Origin of the sequence: Stenotrophomonas sp. YIM B06876, assembly GCF_030711595.1 — a bacterium.
In the GTDB taxonomy this organism is placed as follows: Bacteria; Pseudomonadota; Gammaproteobacteria; order Xanthomonadales; family Xanthomonadaceae; genus Stenotrophomonas.
This window is the reverse complement of record NZ_JAUJUJ010000115.1, coordinates 1-2,406: the sequence shown is the minus strand read 5'-3', so window position 1 is coordinate 2,406 and position 2,406 is coordinate 1. Positions and strand designations below refer to the sequence as shown.

The 2,406-nt window shown below is 68.2% G+C and carries 2 protein-coding genes; both read right to left on the bottom strand.

The window, feature by feature from the left end; all coding sequences use genetic code 11:
* Window positions 1-121 precede the first annotated feature (121 nt).
* Window positions 122-2,233, bottom strand: coding sequence for a transketolase (tkt, locus tag QZH66_RS15135; RefSeq protein WP_305806740.1), 2,112 nt, complete (start codon window positions 2,231-2,233; stop codon window positions 122-124).
* Window positions 2,230-2,400: a hypothetical protein gene (locus QZH66_RS15130; RefSeq protein ID WP_345783855.1), complete on the bottom strand. Its 171-nt coding sequence runs from the start codon at window positions 2,398-2,400 to the stop codon at window positions 2,230-2,232. Before QZH66_RS15130 ends, tkt begins: the two co-directional genes overlap by 4 nt.
* Window positions 2,401-2,406: the final 6 nt, after the last annotated feature.

Genomic DNA, 2,406 nt, shown 5'->3' with positions numbered 1-2,406 from the left:
ACGCGCTGCGCCGCCACCGTGGGGTCGGGCCGCTCTGAAAAATAAGCTGCGGTGAGCTTGTCCACGTCGATCAGCGAGGACGGTGGGGCTGGCTGTCCGGCCAGGGGGCTGGTATGGGGGCTCATGGTGCGTCCTCACTGCGGGTGACATGCCGGGCCAACTGCTGCCGGGCGGCGGCGGCGACGTGCGCAGCGTCGAAACCAAAATGGGTTTGCACCACCTTGCCCGGCGCCGACAGCCCGAACGAGCGCATCGCGATGATCGCCCCGTGCCGGCCCACATAACGCTCCCAGCCCAGGGCGGAAGCCGCCTCGACCGAGACGCGCGCCCGTACGGACTCGGGCAGCACGCTCTCGCGGTAGGCCTCGTCCTGGCGCTCGAACAGATCCCACGACGGCATGCTGACGACGCGGGCCTGCACGCCTTCGCTCTGGAGCTGCTCGTACGCGGCGATGCACAGCGCCACCTCGCTGCCGCTGCCCAGCAGCAGCACGTCTGGCCGGCCGTCGGCGGCATCCGCGAGCACATAGGCGCCGCGTGCCAGGCCGGCGGCACTGGCGTATCGACTGCGGTCCAGCGTGGGCAAGGCCTGGCGCGAGAGCACCAGGCTGGCCGGCCGGTCCTGGAGCTGCATCACCACGCGCCAGGCTTCGACCACTTCGTTGGCATCGGCGGGGCGCAGCAACACCATGCCGGGCATGGCGCGAAATGACGCCAGTTGCTCGATCGGCTGGTGCGTGGGGCCGTCCTCCCCCATGGCGATCGAGTCGTGGGTCCAGACGTAGATGACCGGCAAGCCCATCATGGTGGCCAGCCGGATCGCGCCGCGGCAGTAGTCGGTGAAGACGAAAAAGCTGGCCGCGAACGGGCGCAGCCCCGACAGCGCCATGCCGCTGGCGACGGCGCACATCGCATGCTCGCGTATGCCGAAATGAAAGTTTCGTCCGGCGTAGCCGCCACGGTCGCTTGCGCCTTCCACATTGCCGGGAGGCTCGAAAACGCCCGCAAATTCAAAGCCCAACTGCGTTTTCGTCGACGGGGACAAATCAGCGGCGCCGCCCAGCAGCCATGGCACCTGTGCGGCAATGGCGTTGAGCACCTGGCCCGATGCGTCCCGCGTGGCCAGGCCTTTGGCATCGGCCTGGAAACTCGGCAGCGCGCCATCCCAGCCGCCGGGCAGGCTGCGGCTTTGCATGGCATCGAGCTGTTCGGCAAGGTCCGGGTACTGTGCCCGGTACGCTGTGAGCAGGTCTTGCCAGGCGGCATGCGCTCTGGCGCCGCGCTGGCCGAAGTGCGCGCTGAAATGCGCCTGCACGCCTTCGGGTACGGCGAATTGCGCGTCCGGGTCGAAGCCGTAGAACTGCTTGGCCAGGCGCACCTCTTCTGCGCCAAGCGGTTCGCCGTGCGCTTCCCTGGTGTCCTGCTTGTGCGGTGCGCCGTAGCCGATGTGGCTCTGCACGATGACCAGCGTGGGGCGGTCCGATGTATCGAAACACAGCTGCAGGCTGCCCGTGAGCAGTGCGATGTCATTGGCATCTGCGACCTGCAGCACCCGCCAGCCATAGGCCTCAAAGCGTGCGCCAAGGTCTTCGGTGAAGGTGAGCGCCGTCGAGCCTTCGATGCTGATGTGGTTGCAGTCGTAGATCCAGCACAGCTGGGCCAGCCGCAGGTGGCCGGCGAGCGAAGCGGCCTCGGCGCTGACGCCTTCCATCATGTCCCCGTCGCTGGCCAGCGCGACGACCCTGTGATCGAACAGGGTGAAACCGGGACGGTTGTAGGTGGCGGCCAGCCAGGCTTGCGCGACGGCCATACCCACGCTGGTGGCCACGCCCTGGCCCAGTGGCCCGGTGGTGGTCTCGACCCCCGCCGTCCAGCCATGCTCGGGGTGGCCGGTGCAGCGGCTGCCCGCCTGGCGAAAGCTCTGCAGATCGGCCATCGAGACCGCCTGATCGGCGCCGCCGCCTTCCGCAGCCTTCACGTTGCTCAGATAAAGCAGTCCGTAAAGCAGTGCCGAGGCGTGGCCGGCAGACAGTACGAAGCGGTCGCGGTTGGGCCAGGCGGGCGCGCCCGGGTCGTAGCGCAGGAAGCGTTGCCACAGGCAGTAGGCGGTCGGCGCAGCCCCCATGGGCGTGCCCGGGTGGCCGGAGTTCGCCTTCTGCACCATGTCCATGGCCAGGGTGCGCAGGGTGTTGATGCACAGCAGGTCGAGGGTTTGTTCGTCGCCAGGGGTCATGGGGATTCCTTGCGCAGTTGCTGGTAGCGGCGCATGAGCGTGTTGGTCGAGCTGTCGTGGGCCAACGCGGGCGCGCCGGCACTGGCCAGTTCGGCGGCGGTCTGCCGCGCCAGCACCTTGCCGAGCTCGACGCCCCATTGGTCGAAAGAATCAATGTTCCAGATCACGCCCTG

What these genes read in the sequence shown, in the direction of transcription:
- tkt (WP_305806740.1), bottom strand. Translation starts at nt 2,233, where the DNA reads ATGACCCCTGGCGACGAACAAACCCTCGACCTGCTGTGCATCAACACC.